The sequence below is a fragment of the Nocardia sp. NPDC050710 genome (assembly GCF_040654375.1).
Taxonomy (GTDB): Bacteria; Actinomycetota; Actinomycetes; order Mycobacteriales; family Mycobacteriaceae; genus Nocardia.
The window spans coordinates 61,872-79,843 of sequence record NZ_JBFAHV010000021.1 but is presented as its reverse complement, the minus strand read 5'-3'; the positions used below and the strand labels follow the sequence as shown (position 1 = coordinate 79,843).

Below are 17,972 nucleotides of genomic sequence, written 5' to 3'. Positions count from 1 at the left end.
CATGGTTGCAGAATCCGCGCCGCCACCGGCACCGAAACCGACGGGCGGACGGACGGACCAAGGAGGTCTGATGGCCGAGACCACTCGCGCAGAGACCGCGTCGTCGAGACGCTGGCCGCGATTGCGGGTCGAGGAGTGGACCGCTACCCGCGACACGGTGCATATGTGGACCCAGATCATCGGCAAGATTCGACTCGGTCATGCGCCGATGATCAACCACTGGTGGCAGGTCACCCTCTACGTCAGCCCGCGGGGTTTGACCACCTCCGCGATGCCCTATGCGGCCGGTGTGTTCGACATCGAGTTCGACTTCAACGAGCATCGGTTGCACATACGAGCCGGTGATGGCAACGCCCGTCAGGTCGCGCTCGAACCCAAGCCGGTTGCAGAGTTCTATGCCGAAACGATGCGTGCGCTCGACGAGCTCGGCATTGCGGTAGAAATTCAGGCGAAGCCCAACGAAGTCGATCCTGCGATCCCGTTCGCCGACGACTACGAGCATGCTTCCTATGATCGCGACGCCGTGCACCTGTTCTGGCGTCAACTGGTCTCGGCCCATCGAGTAATGACTGAGTTCCGCTCATATTTCATCGGCAAGGTGAGCCCGGTGCACTTCTTCTGGGGCGCAATGGATCTGGCCTGCACCAGGTTCTCCGGCCGCACCGCGCCGAAGCATCCGGGCGGCGCACCCAACTGCGGTGATTGGGTGATGGTGGAGGGCTACTCCCACGAGTTGAGCAGCTGCGGTTTCTGGCCGGGTGGCGGTGAAGAAGGCGCCTTCTACGCCTACGCCTATCCCGAACCCGACGGCTTCGCCGACTATCCGGTTGGTCCTCGGCCGGCCTTCTACAGCGCCGACAACGGCCAGTTTCTGCTGCCCTATGAGGCGGTACGCACCGCCGCAGATCCGGAACGAACCCTTCTGGAATTCCTGCACACCACCTATCGAGCGGCCGCCGAACGCGGCAAGTGGGACCGAGCACTCGAATGTGATCCGCACCGGTGGAACCAGAAACAGCGAACACCGAACCCACGGAGGGAATCGTGACCAATCGGAACGACCTACCTGCTCCCGAACAGGGACTGCTCCTGACGCATTTCCTGACCGTGCGCGACGTGGCTCGCTCCCGAGATTTCTACGCCGAAATTTTCGGCGGCCGGGTCGTGCTGGAGGAGAACCCGGCGATCGTCAAGGTCGCCAACAGCTGGATCATCATGAACCCGGGCGGCGGCCCGACCCCGGATAAGCCCGATACCATTCTGGCTCCCCGGGAACCGGGTGATCCGATCTCGTCATTCTTGAACGTGCGGGTCGCCGACATCGCCGCATTCTACTCCGACGCCAAATCCAAAGGGGCACAATTCCTCACCGAACCACTCGACCGCAAAGCCGAGATTCGGTGCTATCTCCGCGACCCGGACGGGTATCTCATCGAGATCGGCCAGGCCACCGGTATGCTCCGCGGCTTATACGCCGACCGGGGTGCGGGGAGCGCTGACACCGAAGAAGGTTAGCGGCTCCGGTATTCCTGGTGATATCGGCGTTCCGCCGCGGAGGGATTGCGAAGCGTACTCGACATTCTCACGACCATTCAGCTGTCAATGACATACGGTATCAGGGCATTTCGAGGTGCTTGTTTCACCGGTGCTTCTCGGCGGATACGTAGCCCGCCTGCCGCATCCGGTCGAGCAGCTCGGCGGGCAGGTCGGCGGGCAGGTCGGTGATCGGACGGCCGTAGGTGGCCGCCAGGTCGAAGGGGGTGGCGCGGTCGACCGACCAACCGTGCTGAGCCAGCCAGTCCCCGGGCTCGGCGCGAGCGTCGTCGTACCACAGGTCGCGCACGTTCAGGTTGCCGAACGGGTTGCTGCCGAAGAACTTTTCCTCCATGTCGAAGTGGCGCTGGTTCAGGCCGCGGCCGAAGTCGTCGGTGGCCACGCAGCTGCCGGGCGCGGACAGGGCGTCGATACGTTCGAACAAGGCGTCGTGCGCCGAACCCGGCAGGAACGGCAACAGCCCCTCGGCCGACCACGCTGCCGGCTGCCCGGGATCGAAATCCGCGGTAGTGAGCGCGGCGGGCCAGTCGTCGCGCAGATCGACCGCCAGCGCACGCCGATCGGCCGTGGCAACAGCACCGTGATCGGCGAGCACCCGGTTCTTGAACTCCAATACGCGTGGCTGATCGACCTCGAAGACGACTGTGCCCGCGGGCCAATCCAGCCGATACGCTCGTGCGTCCAGACCGGATGCCAGGATCACTGCCTGCCGCACACCACGCCGCCACGCTGCGGCGAAGAACTCGTCGAAGAACTTTGTCCGAACCCCCATAAACCGCCCGAACAGACCGATTGCGCCCGCCGACGCCGGGTCGTCCAGCATCCGCAGAAAGTGCGGTTCACCCGCCGCCTCGACAAACCACGCCGCATAGTCGTCGTGGATCATCGGATCGCGATCAATCGTCTCGAGTGCGCGAAACGTGGCGACGCCCAGGGCGGTCAGACCCACACTCGTCACGATGTCCCAGCTGTCTCCGTCCGTTCGCATCAATATCACCCCATGGTGTCAGCGATCATCAGAGCTGCTGAAGCGGAGCCAACACCCCGCTATCCACCCCATCGATCTTCCTCTCATGGAGAACCTCCGGGCAACGCCCGAACGAGCCCTGGCCGACCGCTTCTCCGTCGTTAGGGGTTTATGGTTGCCGGATAATTTCCGGTGGAGTGCTGCGACTGGCTTGTCCGGGACCCGCCGCGCCCACGACCTCGTCACTGCGGTCTACGATGCGTTCCGGCAAGCCTTCGCCGCTGGGCAGTGGTGAGACGATCGGGCCGTGCGACCACATAGTAGGTCCCGGCCTTGTTGCCGCGGACTGCGACCGGGTCCGCGAGGTCGGGGTGGCGGTCGGCGTCGTGCAGCGCCGAAGTCACCCGGTCGAGGGGCCACTCCAGCGCGGCGGCAAGCTGCTCTGGGGTGAGCTGCGTACCCGAGTGCACGAGCGCGGCGATGACGGTGAGCGCGTGCTCGCCCGCCACGGTATCCACGGGACCGCCCGCGATATCTCGTCCGAGTCGGGCGAAGAACAGGCCCATATGCTCGAGTCGCTCACCGACCGGTTTTGTCGCGCCGAAGATTTCGGCTCCGCGCTCGGCGGCCTCCGCCCAACGGTTGGTCGTGCGGGCGCTATCGGACCATGCATCGCACCACACGTTGTCGTCGACGGCGTAGCGTTCGCGCCGCCCCTCCTTGGCACGGCGGATCACCTCGAGCCCGTCGAGGTAGGCGACGGCCTTCGAAATCGACGCGGGACTCACCTGCAACCGTCGGGCGAGTTCGGCCGCCGTTGCGCTGCCCGAATCGGTGGTGAATAGCGACGCCAGCACGCGGGCTGCCATCCGCGGTAAGCCGGAATCGACCATCAAGGCCGCGAACTGTTCAGCGAATTCGCGCACTGTTTCGTCGTCACGCTCGAAGGCGGCCGCCGAAAGTTCCTGCGGTGCAGTCGCTATGCGTCGTCGGGCTCGCCGTCGAGTGGCTCGCTGCGCAAGGTCGGCCCGGTAGCCGCGCGGTCCGCCGTTGCGCGCTAGTTCGCGGGTGACGGTCGATGTGGGTCTGCCCACCCGCCGGGCGATCTCGGCGTAGTCGAGTCCGGCCGCGAGCCCGGCTGCGATATGCCTGCGGTCCTGCTCGGTCAGCCTGCCTCCGGGCATGGGTGCGTCGTTTCTTTCCGGATCGGGGTTCGGCTTCAGTCTGCGTTAACCCTCCCCGTCATTGCAACGAGTCGTTGCGTTTCTCGGCATCACTATTGCAATGATTTGCCGATTATCGCTGGAGAAATGGCATAGAGCCGTTTGCGCATGGTTGATGACCTAGGAAACGCGACATAGCTTTCGTGGCGGTGCGAAGACGAACAAGAAGGAATGGATATGACGAAAACAACGGCGCCCATCGCGATCCAAGACGTGCTCGATCGAGCGGTGACGGAAGGCGGTGTGCCTGGAATCCTCGCCGAGGTACGCGACGGTAAACGCCAATGGTTCGGTACGGCGGGTGTCGCTGACACCGCCACCGGACGACCACGCCTGCCGCAGCACCGGTTTCGTATCGGCAGCACCACCAAGACTTTCGTGGCCACCGTGCTGCTGCGACTCGCGGGTGAGGGCCTCCTCGGCCTCGACGACGCTGTGCACCGGTGGCTGCCGAATGTAGTGCGAGGCAAAGGCAATGACGGTCGCGCGATCACCGTGCGGCAGTTGCTGAACCACACCAGCGGTCTGTTCAATTACACCGACGACCGAGAGGTGTTGAACCGCTGCGAAACCCACTCACCAGCGGCACTCGTCGATATCGCCCTCGCGCACCCGCCTACCTTCGCGGTGGGCACGACTGGGGTTACAGCAACACCAACTACATACTCGCCGGAATGCTCATCGAGGCGGCGACCGGCGCGTCCCTGCACGACCAGCTCCGCCGCCACATCATCGAGCCGCTCGCACTCACCGCGACCTCTCTGCCCCACGGTAGCGACCCCGCCATCGAGGGACCCCACTCTCGCCACTACACGAAGCTGTTCGACTCGAGCCCCGACGCCGCGATCCACGACGCGACCGAGCTGGACGTCCTTGGTATCGCGGATAACGGCACGGGTCAGAAGGGGTACTCCGCACACAGCTGTCCCGCGAAACTACGCACGGCGTGCTCCCGCATGCGCCGCCCGTACACCGGGTCGCCGGCCAGGTCGGTGTAGGTCTGGAACTCGCAGTGGACCAACCCCGCCGCCTCAGCCGCGTAGACGTCGAAGCCCGGGTACATCAGCCCCGCGTACGGCATGTCGTCCACGTCGAGGGCCAGCACCGGGTACTCGCCCTGCGAGTCCGGCTCACTCACCGCCAGCACGCGTCGGGAGTCCGACCCGCCTGGCAGCAGGAAGCATTCCGGGAACTGCTCGGCCAGCGGCTCGTACGTCTCGCCCCACGGTTGCCCTAGCTCGTCGTCGACCAGCCGGTCCAGCGGGCGGGGCGCGAAGCCGCCGTCCGGGGCGAACCACCCGTGGCGCTCGAACAGGCCCGCGTCGAATGCCAGCCACTCCCGCAGGCTCGGCGGCAGCGGGCGCCCCGACGGGAACACCGCCCCCGCCAGCGCGTCCTCCGGCATCGGCCGGGGCTCTCCCTGCACCCACGGGGTGTGGCCGACCCACGCGACAGGCTCGAACATCGACCGGCCGGGGTCCCGCTGTACCGACTCGATGACTCGCCGCGTCAACGCGACCCCGTGCTGCGCCTGTGCTGTCATGGCGCGCAAGCTAACAGGCACCACCGACAATCATGAGCGACCACCGGTGACATCGTCCGCTGAGCGAGCGGCCGGAGCGTGCCGAATCGCAGGAAAGCACCACCCTCCGCTGGTCACGTCTCGCACGAACCCGTCGTTCACAAGGGCAACGGGTCGCCCGCCTGTTCCGCCACCATGTAGGCGGCGTACCAATCGGGCCAGTTTTCGTCGTACTGGCCGCCTGTTCTTTTCTCGTGCTCGCCGTGAGCGACAGACGCGCGCCGCATCGCGCTGGCAAGATCCTGCGCGGAGGCGAAACTCGTGGCGGTTGAGTCGATCCGGCCAGGCAATCGTGTGGTGATCTCCTGGAACAGCCAGCGGTTGCTGTCGGGATCGCTGAATGATGCAAAGGAGCGGTAACTGCCGCGGTCGGGGTCTGGACCGCTCACCCGGCTCCGTCCGAACAAATAGGGCTCGTCCGGGCCGGCATACACGCCGTCGTCGCCGTGGAACACCTCACCGATCTCGACGCCGCGACGGAGCAGAGCGTCGCGGGCGGCCTCGATGTCGGAGACTGCCAGATACAACCCCTGGGCGGAGCCGGGAACCGCCGCGGTCACGTTCTTCCCGAAGATGACTGACGCCGGAGAGCCTGGCGGCGTGTACTGGATCACCCGAAAGTCGTCTCCGTCGGCGAAGTCGGCGTCGAGCCGCCACCCCAGGTCGCCATAGAAGCGCTTGGCCCGATCGACATCTGAAACGGGAATGACGACAATCTCGAGCTTCATATCGAGCAGTGTGGTTTCGCCGTGTGATCCAGTATCGGTCATATCAAACTCCTTCGGTTTGGATGACTTGCGGTGATTCCGAGGTCGGCGACGGCACGAAGGCGGGAGTTGTTAACTTCCCCGTCGGCGACCACGACTCACCAGGTCGCCGCTACTTACGCACTATTGCATAATCGCCCCCGCGTTGCTTGTTGTCGATCACCGGATTGAAGAGTGCATGGTCGCGAAGTAGGTGTTCCAGTTCCAGCTGGAACGAACAATATGGTCGCGTCCCGCGGCCTCACCATTGCTGATACCGATGATGTATTCGTTGGAGCGCAGGTGTTGGAGGTGTTCACACATGTCCTTCGCCAGCCAGAGCAGGTCTCGTATCTGCCGGATTGTCAAGTCGAAGAACGAATCGAGGTGCCGGGGTACAAGGTAGTTCGAGGTATCCGAGGCTGACTAGGAATTTGTCCCATCGGGCATACACGGTTCGGCGGTGTTGAATCACGGTTTCGCCGATGGGTCGCAGGGGCGATGCGAAGTATCAACAATTCCGATCGTCGGTCGACCGACAACTCCGTCCTCTACCAACGCTCGACCGGAGTGATCGCTGCTCCGCACGTCACCGATTTGGAGACCCATCCCCTCACCTGCCACGTATCTATCGGCCCACCTCGGAGCGGTGTAGGCGGGTTTACACCTATTTCGGGTAGGCGAATACTGATCAGTGACTCGGCCGAGGAGGTGATCGCGATGATGATGCCCGGCATGTGCATGCAAATGATGAACATGCTCATGGGTCTGTTCAACATGATTCCCGGCATGCCGGGGATGATGTGATCGCTGGATGAGTGGCCTCCAGGGCAGATGAGCGCCTGGAGGCCGTCGTGTCGTCTGCCGCGGATGGCCGCCGCGCACCCAGCTCAACGCCAAGACTGCGTCTCACGTCGTTGTAGTTCGTTCGGAGTGTGTCGTAACCGATTGCGCGCCATGATGTTCGGCACCACCAGCGGGAGCCGCAACCTGGCCCATCGACACACGTCGAGGGGCTCGTGCTTGACTGCTGAGTGTGATGTCGAAGGTGGTTCGAGTCGGTAGCAACCTGCTCGCATGGATTGCAACGCTGACCGGAGCCGCCGGCGTCGCGTTGCACTTCAGTCCGTCGTGGTCTCGACCGTTGGTTTTGGTGGCTTCGGGTGCGCCGTATCTGATGAGCTCGGCGCTCGGTGGGGCCGTGGTGTTTGCCGCCGCGCGGCACTGGATCGGTGCGGGGGTGGCGGTTGTTGTCGTTGCCACCGCGGTGTGGACGCAAGCTCCGCTGTACGTCGGTCACTCGGGCGACGGCGACGGACCTGCGGTGACGGCGATGCAGGCCAATCTGTTGTTCGACGGAGCTGATCCTGGGGCGCTGGTCGACGAGGTGCGCGCGCGGGACATCGCCGTGCTCACCGTCAATGAACTCACGCCTGCGGCGGTCGAGGAACTCGGCCGGGCGGGGCTCGACCAGTTATTGCCGCACCGGTATCTGTCTCCCGGACGGACCGCGACCGGGACGGGAATCTGGAGCAGCTACCCGCTTTCCGAAACCGTTGAGTACGACGGGTTCGTGTTGAACCAGATCTCGGCGACGGCAACCATCCCGGGCGCCGGACCGGTCACGGTGTACGCCTTCCATCCGGTGCCACCGGTGTACGGCACGCGGGTTTGGGCTGACGAGTTGTCCCGGCTGCGCGAAATCCTCGAGCGGTCGCCATCGGGCCGGCCTGCGATCGTCGGTGGTGACTTCAACGCGACCTACGATCATGCGCAATACCGCGCGATGCTGTCGGGACGTTTCGGCGACGCTGCCGAACAGGCGGGTGCCGGACACCTGGTCACCTATCCGACCGACAAGCGGTGGCCGCCCCTGGTCGGAATCGACCATATCCTCGTCGCCAGTGGTCACACCGTCTCGGTGGAGACAGTGGGCCTACCGGGCGCGGACCACCGCGCCCTGGTTGCGCAGCTCCGCTTGGACCGCGAGCGGCAGTAACCACACGACATGAGACAAGGTCTGAGCTCGACCGTTCATTGAACGTCGCCGAGGCGGTGATGCTGTTGCGGACTGCGGAGAAGCTCGGGTTGGATCGTTCTAGTCGCTGACGAGCCATTCTCGTAGGCGGCCGAATCCAAGTCCGGATTTCCGGCGCCGTTGCGCACGGACCGTGGAAACCCAGCTGGGCAACGGTTCTCGCGTGGCGACCCATGCCTCCGGTACCCCGATCCGGCCCGGGCCGCCACCGCAGCCGGTGTGGGCGGCGACGATACCGCCGACGATCGCGCTGGTGGTATCGATATCCCCGTCCGCCGCGAGACAGGTGGCGATGGCAGCCGGGTAGTCGTTGAGATGTGTGGACGCCACCCACAACGTGAACGGCACCGTGTCCTGCGCGGTCACTCGAGATCCATTACCGAGCACCTGTGCGGCTTCGTGTACATGCGCTCCGAGTAGGGCGCGGGCCTGGCGCACCCGTTGGCTCATCTCGTCGTCCCCGAGGCGCTCGATGATTGTGGTAATGAATTCCCTTGGTGCCAGCGGGTTTCCGGTTATGCGGGCGTGAGCTGCTTGCCCTGCGGCCAACGCTACCGCGACCGCCCCGGCGACCCCTTCTGGGTGCAGGTGTGTCACCTGTGCCGACCGAACTGCTTCAGCGACAACCTTTTCTGGATCACTCGCGTAAAACGCGCCCAGCGGAGCGACCCGCATCGCCGCACCATTGCCGCAGGAACCCTGACCACCGAACGCGGCGGTAGCCGCCACCCGCCAATGCACGCCATCCCGGATCCGACGCAGAGTCCCCACCGTTGCGAAGCCATAGTCTCGACGCGGCTCGCACCGAGCAGTGAACCTGGCAGCCAGCCGATCCTGATCGATCCCACCATGCCGACCGAGCTCGGCGACCAGGCTGCACGCCATTTCGGTGTCATCGGTCCACTCCCATTGCCCAGCTGGGGGATTGCCTGCCAAAATGTCCGGAATTGACCGGCCCATAACAGGGAATCGCTGACCCAACGCGTCCCCCACGGACAGCCCATCCAGCGAATCGAGCATCAGGTCGGTACGCATCGCATCTGATAGTAGCGCCGTCGCAGGTTGTGCTGGGGAATGGCAAGGGCAGCGGCGACCGGAGTCTGACCAGCACTGCCGGACGCCGCTAGCTGATTTCGCGCTGCGCGGCCGGATCATTCTCCGCGGCAGCCGATTTCCCGTGCGCCAGTGACGGTGGTTCCGGTGCGGTCCAGCTGCCGAGCAAGCGGAGCGCTTCTTCGTCGGCGGCTGCGGCGGGGGTGAAGGTGACCAGGGTGAGGTCGGTGTCGCCGGGTATTGGGAATCCGTGGAACAGCATCGTGATCACCCCGACTACAGGGCGGCGCACCCGCATCGTCCCGCTGCCTTTCTCCGCCACCCGGTGCGCCGCCCGCAATGTCGCGAACTCGGGGCTGGCGACGGCGAGTTCGCCGACGAGAGTGGACAATTCGGTGTCACCGGGTGACGGCCCGCGGCCAGCCGTAAATAGGTGACGATCGACTCCGCCTTCTCGGCCCACTCGAGATAGAACTCGCGGGCGGCTGGATCGAAGAAGACCAGTCGCGCGCCGTTGGATTCGCCGGTCAGGTCCCAGCCCACACCGGCGAACAGGCCGATACACAGGTCGTTGGCGGCCACCACGTTCATCCGGTGGTCGAGAATATGCGCGGGCGTGGTCGGCCACGAGTCGAGCAGGCGTTGCAGACCGGGATCGACTTGGGCACGGTGTGCTCGATCTCGCGCGGGCCGTCGGCGGGCGGCCAGCCGGGACAGATGCGTGCGCTCGGTGTCGGTGAGGCGCAGGGCGCCTGCGACCGCGTCGAGCACCTGATCGGAGACGGCGCCGATCCGGCCCTGTTCGAGCCGTACGCAGTAGTCGACGCTCACCCCGGGGTCAGATGCGCACGCTACGTACTTCACATCGCCTGAGCAGCGCAAAGAACACCTCAGAATTCCTCGCTCAGTTCCACTACCGACCCGGTCAGCCGATCAAGGCTGCACGCAGGCGGCATTGCAAGTATCGGAGAGGCTGGCTGGTCGTGCGGTAGGCGGCATTACTGTGCGTGCGACGCGTATCTGCTCGGTGCTGCTGTCGATCTGGCGCGTGACATCGGCGCAGAGTATGGGCGGCCGACGCCGGAGAGGAGGCGATCCACCGTCCTGAACTCGGCATGATGCCCAGTCTGCAACCTGGAGACCGAGGCCTGGTCGATACGCGCGCGATGATGTTCACCCGCGGGCGCGTCGACCGTCGTGTGCCTCGGTGACGACGTGGGTGATCCGATTCGCTCGTGTGGCGTCTCGCGCGGCGCTGACGATCCACCACAGCATCATCTTGCGCGCGCTGGGCGGGAATCGGTCCCAGTGGGCGCGGGCCGGTGGGTCCCGGTCGAGGGCCGCCGCCAGTTCGGGTGGCTCTCGGAGGTCTTCGATTTGGTCGGCGATGGTCCACCAGCCGTTGGACTTCGCCGCCGCGATGGCGCGGCGGCCCGCGTCGGTCATGAGGCCCTGGTCGGCCATGTCGGCTGCGCGTCGGCGGTTGAGCCGGGTCCACGCGCTCTTGGTGCGGCGTGGCGTGAACAGCTGCAAGCCGCGCTCGTCGTCGAGGATGGTGTTGGTGGAGTCGATCCATCCGAAGCAGATGGCCTCCTCGACGGCCTCGGGGTACGGGCAGCGTGGGCGTTCGGCACCGGCGCGCCAGGAGCACAACCACACGCCGCGAGTGGATGCGTGGTTGTGCCCGAGCCAGTTCCGCCATTGTGCCCGGGTCTCGGCGTGGAAGATCGGGTAGTCGAACTTCCAGGTCGCGGCGTGGTCGGATGCCGATCGCGGCGATTCCGATGAGGTCATGTGTCCTCCGTAAGGTGAGTGGCCAGGCGCCGGACGGTGTTTGCGAGTTCGGCCGGTTCGATGACCGTGACCGGGGTGGTGAGCGCGATGCGGGCGACCGTCATGGCGAGGCGTCCGAGATCCTCGCTGCGGATCCGGACCACACAGCGGTCCCCTTCCACCTCGATCGGTGTGTGGTCGATCCACCGGAGCACGCCCTCGAGCTCGGCGAACCCAGCGTGGACGGACAGCGTCGCCTCCTGCGGGCTCCAGGTCGAGCCGAGTGAGTTCGCGACGAAGGCCGCCGCATCGCCGCCGGGGATCGCGCGGGGCTCGAAGTGACCGCCTGCCGCTCCGACCTCCCGGATCCGGTCCAGCCGGAAGGTCCGCCAGCTGCCGCGATCCCGATCCCATGCGACGAGATACCACCGCCGTCCCGCGGTGACGAGTCCGTGCGGCTGCACGATTCGCCGGCTGTCGCCACCATCACCGCGTCGGTAGTCGAACCGCACGTGCTCCCGGTCCCGGCATGCCGCGGCGAGGGCACTGAGCGCTTCCGGGTCGATGATGGCGTCCTCGGCGGTCCGACGCATCGGTGTGACAGTCGAGTGCAGCGCCGACACACGTCGGCGTAGTCGATGGGGCAGGAGCGACTCGATCTTCGTCAGCGCGCGCAGCGACGTCTCCTCCATCCCCTCGATGGCGGCCTCGGCCGCGTAGCGCAGTCCGACCGCGACCGCGACGGCCTCGTCGTCGTCGACGACCAGCGGCGGCACGTGGGCGCCCGCCTCGAGTCGGTATCCCCCGTATTTTCCCGACGTGGAATCGATCGGGTACCCGAGCTCACGGAGGCGGTCGACGTCACGGCGCACCGTTCGCTCGGTGACCTCGAGCCGTGCGGCGAGCTCACCACAGCGCCAGAAGCGATGGGTCTGAAGCAGCGAGAGCAACCGAAGCGCTCGACCCGTGGGATCGTTTCGCATGTCTTCAGTCTGCCGTCCTTCCAGGACCGATCCTGTCCACAATGTTTCCTACAGTCGCGGCAATCGAATCGATCCGTCCAAGAGATCGGTCATCAATCCCGAGGAGCACCTGTGTACCCAGCCGCCGACTTTCCCCAGCCGATCCTGCTTCCGGTCAACGGAGTGGAAGTCGAAGTCTTCGAAGCCGGTCGACACAACGCCGGGAAACCCATCGTGCTGTGTCACGGATGGCCCGAGCACGCCTACTCGTGGCGCCATCAGGTGCCCGCGCTTGTCGCGGCGGGCTACCACGTCATCGTCCCGAATCAGCGCGGCTACGGCCGTTCGTCCCGTCCGGCCGACGTGACGGACTACGACATCGACGCTCTGTCGGGTGACCTCGTCGCACTGCTCGATCACTACGGCTACGACGATGCCACCTTCGTCGGTCACGACTGGGGGTCCTTCGTCGTCTGGGGGCTGACCCTGTTGCACCCGAACCGCGTGAACAAGGTGATCAACCTGAGCCTGCCGTATCAAGAGCGCGGGGAGACACCCTGGTTGGAGTCTATGGAAGCCGCGTTGGGCTGCGACTTCTACTTCGTGCACTTCAATCGGCAGCCGGGCGTCGCGGACGCCGTCCTCGACGCCAACACCTCCCGGTTCCTACGCAACCTGTACCGCAAGAACGAACCCCAGGCCGAGCCGCGACCGGGCATGGCGATGATCGACCTCGCCAGAGCGGAGAAACCGCTCGGCGAACCGGTCATGAGCGACAGCGAGTTGGACGTATTCGTCTCCGCCTTCGAGTCTTCGGGTTTCACGCCCAGCATCAACTGGTACCGCAACCTCGACCGCAACTGGCATCTGCTCGCGGATGTGAACCCGATCGTGCACCAGCCCGCGCTCATGATCTACGGCGACCGCGACGCGGTAGCGCGAGCCGAGAACCTCACGACGTTCGTGCCCAACGTGGAAGAAGTCACGGTGGACAGCGGTCATTGGATCCAACAGGAGAGGCCGGACGAGGTGAACCGGGCGATCCTGGAGTGGCTGCAACGACAGGACGCAAGCTGACGCTCCGCGCTGATCACTCGCCCCCGAGAGACATCCGGTAGTCGGTTCCACGCGGACGCCAACGGCCCGAGATAGCCTCGGGCCGTTGATCTTTGGACTATCGCATCTGGCCGCTGGCAGGGGTGCCGACAGCATCGTCGATGACGAAATCCAGCTGGGGACTTCGAATATGCCGCTACTTGACCGAGTTGGCCAACCGATCGGCATAGGGGGCAGTGAATTTTCCGACAATGGGAAGCTCCGCGCGGACACCGCCGGTGTTGTTGGCGTTGCCCGGCAGGCGAAGATGCCCCGCCGGGCAACATGGTCAGTGCACTAGCGGACGCTCAACCTTCGAAGCGACCTTCGCCGCGTCAGAGTCGCGGCTGAGCGGTCGGCACCACCCGGCCACGCTCTCGCATGTCGGTGTTCACGAAGATGTCCCCCTTCGGATTCGTCCTGTGAGTTCCACCATAGTTCGCGGTTGTAATGAAATCTTCACGCGCTCAGATGATCTGGAAGCGGCGGCCAGTTGGGCGGCCTCTAGTGCGGAGGAAAATATGACCCGATCTGTTCTGCTCGCGACCGCGGCGGTCACCCTCGCGGTGGCTCTCACGGCGTGCGGTAGCGAGGGCGCCTCCGACGCCGCCCCTTCGGCATCGAGCACCGTTTCCACATCCACTCGGGGCACAGCCCCCGCCCCCGGGTCCGTCGCGCCCACGACCGACACCACATCACCTGCCGACGAGGAGCCGGAGCCGGCTGCCTCGCCGGCGCCGAAGACCACGGCCGCACCGACGACAGCCGCACCGACGACGGCCACACCTTGCGCGGTGGTTACCCGCGAATACCTCATCACCACGCTGCGAATGACGGCATCGCCCGACATTCCCTTGGCCGATCTCCAGAATGCGCGGTGCAGCGGGAACTATGCGACGGCGCTGAGCCAACCGAAAGGCACCCTGCACCCGGTCGTGTACATGTTCAAGTACTCCGCACCGGTGGGGTGGCGCCTGATGGGGGTCGACGACGCAATCGACTGTGTGAACAGGCACGGTGTTCCGCTCGAGGATGCCCGTGTGATCGGCTGCGCCCTCTAGCAGCTCCGCTATTCGACCACCTTTTCGCTGCGGAGCCAGTCGTAGGCGACATCGGCAGGGTCTTCTCCGTCGATGTCGACGCGGCAGTTGAGGTCCTGCATGAGCTGGTCGGTGAGGCGCTCGGAGATGGTGCCGAGCAGAGCGCGCAGTGCCGGGTATTCGTCGATGATCGCGCTGCGCACGACGCCCACCCGCATCGGGACCGATAACACCGCGAAGAAGCGCTTCGAAACATTCACTGATCGCACCCACATCGGCATTTCAGGATGCTTATACCGACTTGGTGGTAGCCATGTGGTCGAAGACCGATCTGGGGACATCCGTCCGCGCTGGACCCCGTGTCCCGGGTCCGCGGACCGGTGTTGGCGGTTTCGACCACTGCCTAACCGATCAACCACGATCCGCGCTCTCGCCGCGCCGAATCATGGGGCTGCTGTAGGGAGTAGGGAGAGGTGACATCGTCGTCTCCCTCCCCGTACGCAGGCATTTGAGGAGTGTGTAACCGACATCTCACCCCGGCCAGATGCGCGCACTACGTACTCCATGTCGCCTGAGCAGCGCGAAGAACAGCTCAGAATTCCTCTCTCAGTTCCACCACCAACCGGGTCGGCCGGTTCAGTCAGCGCCCAGGAGGCATTTCGAGTGCCAGACAGGCTGTCCGACCGCGCGATAGGCGGCATTACCAAGCGTCCGGGCTGCTACCTCTGGGTTTGGTATCGGCCGTCGGCGGCCGCGGTGAGTCGGCGGGCCAGGGCGCGTACGGCGTCGTTGAGTGTGTCGGGGTGCTCGATGATGAACGGGCGGTTCAGGCCGGCGAGCAGGGCGGGAATCCAGTCGAGTTGTTCGGCGCGGATTCGGATCCGGACCCACGGGTCGGTGTCGGCGGGCTGCGAGTCGATCTCATGCACGGTCGCGATCGTCGCAGGGAGCAGCGGGCGGACCTGAGTGAGTGTCCCCTGGACTCGGATCGATACCTCGTGCCGATAGGGCGCGTTGGCTAATGCGGACAGCAGATGAGCGGCTGGCTCGAATCCGTTGGGCGGAGCGAACTTTCCGGGCTGTGTGCTCACCGCGGTGATGCGGTCCAGCCGGAACTGGCGTAGTTCGTCGCTGTTGCTGTCCATCCCTGTCAGATACCACCGGCCGGAGTGGTCGACGAGCCCGTAGGGGTGCACGGTCCGTTGGCTGGACCGGCTGTTTCGGTCGGTGTACCCGATTTCGACCGGTCGGTGCTCGCGGGTGGCCTCGGCGAGCCGGAGCAGGACGGCGGTCTCGACAGCCACTTCTGGGCGCGCGTCGGCGGTGAATTCGACGGTGTTGATCAGTGCGTCCAGCCAGGCCGTCAGACGTGGGGGTAGGACGCGGCGGAGTTTGCCCGTCGCGCTGTCGGCTGCGCGGGCGGCCGCTGTCGGCCGGTCGGCGCCGCGGCTGGTGAGGAGCCCGAGTAACACGGCCACCGCCTCGTCGTCGGTCAGCATCAGCGGTGGCATTCGGTATCCGGGAGCGAGCCGGTATCCCCCGTAGCGGCCCCGCACCGATCGGACCGGGATATCCAGGTCGGTGAGATGTGTGACGTATCGCCTGACGGTGCGTTCATCGACGCCGAGCCGTCCGGCGAGTTCGCCGACGGTATGAGTGCCGCCGGTCTGCAACAGCTCGAGCAGGGCCAGCACTCGGGCGGTGGGGCGCGTCATCGGGAAATTCTCGCATCCATACCGGGCGGAAACTGTCCGGTATCGGCTCTACCGTGGCGTGCGGCGGTGGAACCTCCGCCTCATCCGACAGCAGGAGCACACAATGAAGCTCGTCTCGATCCGTCTGATCACTGACGACATCCAGCGGCTGGTCAGTTTCTATCACCACGTGACCGGCGTCGAAGCAAACTGGGCTACACCGGATTTCGCCGAAATCGTCACACCGGCCGGCACCCTCGCGATCGGAAGCACCCGCACCGTGGCGCTGTTCGCTGCGGGCAGCGCGCACCCAGCCGACAATCACACGGCGATCATCGAATTCCTGGTCCCCGACGTCGATGCCGATTACCGGCGGTTGCGAGATACGGTCGAGGATTTCGTCAACGAGCCCACGACGATGCCGTGGGGGAACCGGTCGTTGCTGTTTCGCGATCCCGACGGCAACCTGATCAACCTCTTCACCCCGGTCACCGCGCAGGCCGCCGCGAAGTTCGCCAGTTGACGTCCGCTCATCGGCATTTCAGGATGCTTGCCGACTTGATGGTAGCGATGTGGTCGAAGACCGCTCTGGGGACATCCGTCCGCGCCGGACCCCGTGTCCCGGGTCCGCGGACCGGTGGTGGCGGTTTCCACCGCTGCCTAACCGATCGACCACGATCCGCGCTCTCGCCGCGCCGAATCATGGGGCTGCTGTAGGGAGTACGGAGAGGTGACATCGTCGTCTCCCTCCCGTGTGCGGGCATTTGAGGAGTGTGTAACTGACATCTCACCCCGGCGAACAGGGCCGCCTCTGCACTCTCAAGGCCCGGAGCAGCCCGCGCGATCAGCGGCTACGTAAGACTGGCGGTAGGGCTTGATCCCGGCCAGGATCAGCCCCAGGTACCGGTGGGAGGTCCCTGAGCGGCTGCCCACCAGTGTCGTCGGTGTGGCTCTCTAATGGCTTGCGTCCCACCGGGTTACCGTGCGGGTGTGGCTGGAAAGGGGGTCTGCTCTGGCTCGAAGTAGCGGTGCCTTCCTGCACGGATACCTATCCGTCGATCTGGAAGGATAGCGATGCCGGTCATCATCGGAATGGACCCGCACAAACGCTCGGCTACCGTCGAAATCATCGAACTCGACGCGAAGATTCTCGCGACCGGGCGTTACGGTACCGACACCGCCGGATACGGTGAAATGCTCTGTGCGGCACAACGATTTCCGCAACGGGTGTGGGCGATCGAGGGCTGCAACGGTGTCGGACGGCATGTGGCGCACCGGCTGGTGGCCGACGAGGAAACCGTCATCGACGTGCCGGCAAAACTGTCGGCGCAGGTGCGGGTATTCGCCACAGGCAACGGCCGCAAAACCGACCCGGTCGACGCGCATTCGGTCGCGCTGGCGGCGTTGCGGTCGCCGAATCTGCGCCGGGTACAGGCGGATCCGGACCTGGTCGCGTTGGGTCTGCTGGTCGATCGTCGTGACGAGCTCGGTCGTGCCCGCACTGAACTGTTACGGGGTGGCTTGACCTGCAAGATCCACCTTGCCGGTGAGGGCGGGCGCCACCCACTCGCCTTGCTGATCACCCCGGGGCAGTGGGGCGACGCTCCGCAGCTCATCCCGGTCATGGAGCGTGTCCGTGTCGCCCGCCGGGATGGCGGGCGACCGCGGACTCGGCCTGGCCATCTCGGCGAAGACAAGGCCTACTCATCCCGTCGCAACCGCCGCTACCTGCGGCGACGCAAGATCAAGCACACGATCCCCGAACCGAAGAACCAGCGGGCCAACCGACAGCACAAAGGCAGCAGAGGCGGTCGGCCCGTCGGCTTCGACAGGACGATCTACAAACGCAGGAACGAGGTGGAGCGGACGATCAATGCCCTCGAGAGCTTCCGGGCTGTGGCGACGAGGTTCGACAAACGCGCCTACGTCTTCTACGGCACCGTCACCGTTGCCTCGATCCGACTTTGGCTCCGGTCGCGACCCACCGGAGAGACCTAGTAGTACCCCTTCGCCCCGTCGAGCAGCTCCCTCACGATGTCCGCGTGCTCCGCGTGCCGTCCGGTCTCCTCAACGAGATGGATGAGCGTCCAGCAGATGTTGGCGTTGCCGGAGAGGTAGTCGGGGTGGCGGCCGACGTCGTCCAAAGAGGCCGCGGCCACGATCTCGTTGGCGTACTGGGCCTCGTACGACGCACACGCGCGGCTGGTAGTGCGCCAGATCGCTTCGAGGGAACCGGATGCGCACC

At 65.3% G+C, this 17,972-nt stretch carries 16 protein-coding genes and 5 pseudogenes; 10 read left to right on the top strand and 11 right to left on the bottom strand.

Annotated elements, in window-relative coordinates; all coding sequences use genetic code 11:
- The first annotated feature begins 70 nt into the window (after positions 1-70).
- Together AB0H61_RS29105 and AB0H61_RS29100 are read left to right on the top strand one after the other, a co-directional pair.
- A complete protein-coding gene (locus AB0H61_RS29105; protein ID WP_357310635.1) occupies positions 71-1,048 on the top strand; it encodes a DUF5996 family protein in 978 nt (325 codons plus the stop codon).
- Entirely contained in the window at positions 1,045-1,515 is a 471-nt protein-coding gene (locus AB0H61_RS29100; protein WP_357310633.1) for a VOC family protein, read from the top strand. The genes AB0H61_RS29105 and AB0H61_RS29100 overlap by 4 nt, the downstream gene beginning before the upstream one ends.
- Before the next feature lie 124 nt (positions 1,516-1,639).
- Here AB0H61_RS29100 and AB0H61_RS29095 read toward each other — a convergent pair whose 3' ends face one another.
- Positions 1,640-2,542, bottom strand: a complete 903-nt coding sequence (locus AB0H61_RS29095; RefSeq protein ID WP_357310632.1) for a class I SAM-dependent methyltransferase — start codon at positions 2,540-2,542, stop codon at positions 1,640-1,642.
- A gap of 221 nt (positions 2,543-2,763) precedes the next feature.
- Positions 2,764-3,705, bottom strand: a complete 942-nt coding sequence (locus tag AB0H61_RS29090) for a helix-turn-helix domain-containing protein (protein WP_357310630.1) — start codon at positions 3,703-3,705, stop codon at positions 2,764-2,766.
- 210 nt (positions 3,706-3,915) lie between these two features.
- On the opposite strand from AB0H61_RS29090, the pseudogene AB0H61_RS29085 reads away from it, so the two are divergent.
- A pseudogene (locus AB0H61_RS29085) lies at positions 3,916-4,742 on the top strand (serine hydrolase domain-containing protein).
- On the opposite strand, the gene AB0H61_RS29080 reads toward AB0H61_RS29085, so the two are convergent.
- Positions 4,643-5,287, bottom strand: a complete 645-nt coding sequence (locus AB0H61_RS29080; RefSeq protein WP_357310628.1) for a hypothetical protein — start codon at positions 5,285-5,287, stop codon at positions 4,643-4,645. The pseudogene AB0H61_RS29085 and the gene AB0H61_RS29080 sit on opposite strands and share 100 nt — an antisense overlap.
- A 137-nt stretch (positions 5,288-5,424) precedes the next feature.
- Positions 5,425-6,096 carry a VOC family protein gene (locus tag AB0H61_RS29075; protein WP_357310626.1) on the bottom strand — a complete coding sequence of 224 codons (672 nt, stop codon included), beginning with the start codon at positions 6,094-6,096 and terminating at the stop codon, positions 5,425-5,427.
- Positions 6,097-6,642: 546 nt separating this feature from the next.
- Between AB0H61_RS29075 and AB0H61_RS29070 the strand changes: the two genes are divergently transcribed.
- A complete protein-coding gene (locus tag AB0H61_RS29070) occupies positions 6,643-6,879 on the top strand; it encodes a hypothetical protein (RefSeq protein ID WP_357310624.1) in 237 nt (78 codons plus the stop codon).
- A 346-nt stretch (positions 6,880-7,225) separates the two neighbouring features.
- The gene (locus tag AB0H61_RS29065) at positions 7,226-8,071 is read left to right on the top strand and encodes an endonuclease/exonuclease/phosphatase family protein (protein WP_357310622.1); all 846 of its coding nucleotides are present in this window, start codon (positions 7,226-7,228) and stop codon (positions 8,069-8,071) included.
- A 99-nt stretch (positions 8,072-8,170) separates the two neighbouring features.
- Here AB0H61_RS29065 and AB0H61_RS29060 read toward each other — a convergent pair whose 3' ends face one another.
- The 4 genes and pseudogenes from AB0H61_RS29060 to AB0H61_RS29045 form a co-directional block, all read right to left on the bottom strand.
- Positions 8,171-9,070, bottom strand: a complete 900-nt coding sequence (locus AB0H61_RS29060) for an ADP-ribosylglycohydrolase family protein (protein WP_357310795.1) — start codon at positions 9,068-9,070, stop codon at positions 8,171-8,173.
- A gap of 163 nt (positions 9,071-9,233) precedes the next feature.
- Positions 9,234-9,934 (bottom strand): annotated as a pseudogene (locus AB0H61_RS29055) (transcriptional regulator).
- A gap of 402 nt (positions 9,935-10,336) precedes the next feature.
- Positions 10,337-10,957, bottom strand: a complete 621-nt coding sequence (locus tag AB0H61_RS29050; protein ID WP_357310620.1) for a YdeI/OmpD-associated family protein — start codon at positions 10,955-10,957, stop codon at positions 10,337-10,339.
- Complete coding sequence (locus AB0H61_RS29045; RefSeq protein WP_357310618.1) at positions 10,954-11,919, bottom strand: YafY family protein; 966 nt, start codon at positions 11,917-11,919, stop codon at positions 10,954-10,956. The genes AB0H61_RS29050 and AB0H61_RS29045 overlap by 4 nt, the downstream gene beginning before the upstream one ends.
- A 111-nt stretch (positions 11,920-12,030) precedes the next feature.
- On the opposite strand from AB0H61_RS29045, the gene AB0H61_RS29040 reads away from it, so the two are divergent.
- Entirely contained in the window at positions 12,031-12,975 is a 945-nt protein-coding gene (locus AB0H61_RS29040; protein ID WP_357310616.1) for an alpha/beta hydrolase, read from the top strand.
- A gap of 539 nt (positions 12,976-13,514) precedes the next feature.
- On the top strand, positions 13,515-14,054 hold the full coding sequence (locus AB0H61_RS29035) for a hypothetical protein (RefSeq protein ID WP_357310614.1): 540 nt from the start codon (positions 13,515-13,517) through the stop codon (positions 14,052-14,054).
- Positions 14,055-14,062: 8 nt separating this feature from the next.
- On the opposite strand, the pseudogene AB0H61_RS29030 reads toward AB0H61_RS29035, so the two are convergent.
- Positions 14,063-14,239, bottom strand: a pseudogene (locus AB0H61_RS29030) (glycine betaine ABC transporter substrate-binding protein); the annotation flags it as partial.
- A gap of 513 nt (positions 14,240-14,752) precedes the next feature.
- Positions 14,753-15,748: a WYL domain-containing protein gene (locus AB0H61_RS29025; RefSeq protein WP_357310612.1), complete on the bottom strand. Its 996-nt coding sequence runs from the start codon at positions 15,746-15,748 to the stop codon at positions 14,753-14,755.
- A 103-nt stretch (positions 15,749-15,851) separates the two neighbouring features.
- Here AB0H61_RS29025 and AB0H61_RS29020 point away from each other — a divergent pair, with 103 nt between their 5' ends.
- The 3 genes and pseudogenes from AB0H61_RS29020 to AB0H61_RS29010 all read left to right on the top strand — a co-directional run.
- Positions 15,852-16,250 (top strand): VOC family protein, encoded by a 399-nt coding sequence (locus tag AB0H61_RS29020; RefSeq protein WP_357310610.1) that lies wholly within the window; start codon positions 15,852-15,854, stop codon positions 16,248-16,250.
- A gap of 551 nt (positions 16,251-16,801) precedes the next feature.
- A pseudogene (locus AB0H61_RS29015) lies at positions 16,802-17,224 on the top strand (transposase); the annotation flags it as partial.
- A pseudogene (locus AB0H61_RS29010) lies at positions 17,201-17,725 on the top strand (IS5 family transposase); the annotation flags it as partial. The pseudogenes AB0H61_RS29015 and AB0H61_RS29010, both read left to right, overlap by 24 nt.
- On the opposite strand, the gene AB0H61_RS29005 reads toward AB0H61_RS29010, so the two are convergent.
- Positions 17,722-17,946, bottom strand: a complete 225-nt coding sequence (locus tag AB0H61_RS29005) for a DUF664 domain-containing protein (protein WP_357310793.1) — start codon at positions 17,944-17,946, stop codon at positions 17,722-17,724. The pseudogene AB0H61_RS29010 and the gene AB0H61_RS29005 sit on opposite strands and share 4 nt — an antisense overlap.
- Between the last annotated feature and the right edge of the window lie 26 nt (positions 17,947-17,972).

What these genes read in the sequence shown, in the direction of transcription:
- AB0H61_RS29105 (WP_357310635.1), top strand. Translation starts at nt 71, where the DNA reads ATGGCCGAGACCACTCGCGCAGAGACCGCGTCGTCGAGACGCTGGCCG.
- AB0H61_RS29095 (WP_357310632.1), bottom strand. Translation starts at nt 2,542, where the DNA reads ATGCGAACGGACGGAGACAGCTGGGACATCGTGACGAGTGTGGGTCTG.
- AB0H61_RS29090 (WP_357310630.1), bottom strand. Translation starts at nt 3,705, where the DNA reads ATGCCCGGAGGCAGGCTGACCGAGCAGGACCGCAGGCATATCGCAGCC.
- AB0H61_RS29080 (WP_357310628.1), bottom strand. Translation starts at nt 5,287, where the DNA reads ATGACAGCACAGGCGCAGCACGGGGTCGCGTTGACGCGGCGAGTCATC.
- AB0H61_RS29075 (WP_357310626.1), bottom strand. Translation starts at nt 6,096, where the DNA reads ATGACCGATACTGGATCACACGGCGAAACCACACTGCTCGATATGAAG.
- AB0H61_RS29060 (WP_357310795.1), bottom strand. Translation starts at nt 9,070, where the DNA reads ATGGGCCGGTCAATTCCGGACATTTTGGCAGGCAATCCCCCAGCTGGG.
- AB0H61_RS29050 (WP_357310620.1), bottom strand. Translation starts at nt 10,957, where the DNA reads ATGACCTCATCGGAATCGCCGCGATCGGCATCCGACCACGCCGCGACC.
- AB0H61_RS29045 (WP_357310618.1), bottom strand. Translation starts at nt 11,919, where the DNA reads ATGCGAAACGATCCCACGGGTCGAGCGCTTCGGTTGCTCTCGCTGCTT.
- AB0H61_RS29035 (WP_357310614.1), top strand. Translation starts at nt 13,515, where the DNA reads ATGACCCGATCTGTTCTGCTCGCGACCGCGGCGGTCACCCTCGCGGTG.
- AB0H61_RS29025 (WP_357310612.1), bottom strand. Translation starts at nt 15,748, where the DNA reads ATGACGCGCCCCACCGCCCGAGTGCTGGCCCTGCTCGAGCTGTTGCAG.
- AB0H61_RS29020 (WP_357310610.1), top strand. Translation starts at nt 15,852, where the DNA reads ATGAAGCTCGTCTCGATCCGTCTGATCACTGACGACATCCAGCGGCTG.